This window comes from Glycomyces salinus, from assembly GCF_016428645.1.
In the GTDB taxonomy this organism is placed as follows: Bacteria; Actinomycetota; Actinomycetes; order Mycobacteriales; family Micromonosporaceae; genus Glycomyces; species Glycomyces salinus.
The window spans coordinates 1-584 of the sequence record NZ_JAELXW010000198.1; the positions used below are offsets into that span (position 1 = coordinate 1).

The window sequence follows — 584 nt, forward strand, 5'->3', positions numbered from 1 at the left end:
CCGGCTTGCGGGCCACTGGAGCAGCCCGGCTACGGATGGGTTCCTGCTTCTTCCCCTCGCGGGGGTTGCCAGGTCTGCCGGATCGCTCCGGTCTTACATCCTGTCCACAGGCGTTTACGGTCTCCGCCTGCCCGGCGGCGACCTGGTGTTCTCGCATGAGGCGGCGGCCTTCACGTCTGATGTTGATCTCCGCGTTCGCGTCACGGTCATGCACCGCACCACACCCACAGCGCCATACCCGGACCGAGAGGCCTTCGATGCCTGTCGGTCCGGTCAGGGCGCCGCACACCGAACACAGTTGTGTGGAGGGGAAGTACCGATCCACGCGTGCGAACGTGCGGCCCACGTGAGCCGCCTTCGATTCGAGGAGGGCCGCAAACCGCCCGAGCGCGGCGTCACGGATCGACTTCGCACCCCGACCCCGGGCCAGCCCTTTCACGTTGAGGTCTTCGACGTAAATGCCTTGGTTCTCGGCAACGATCGTCTTGACCTGCTTGTGCAACCAGTCGTCCCGGCGGTCCCTGACCTGCTCATGGACCCGCGCGACCTTGGCCCGGGCCTTGGCCCGATTCGCCGAGCCCTTC

At 66.6% G+C, this 584-nt stretch carries 1 protein-coding gene; it reads right to left on the reverse strand.

What is annotated here, in order from left to right:
- Positions 1–584 (reverse strand): RNA-guided endonuclease InsQ/TnpB family protein (locus JFB92_RS25025; RefSeq protein ID WP_199044684.1); only part of this gene is annotated, 584 nt, incomplete at both ends.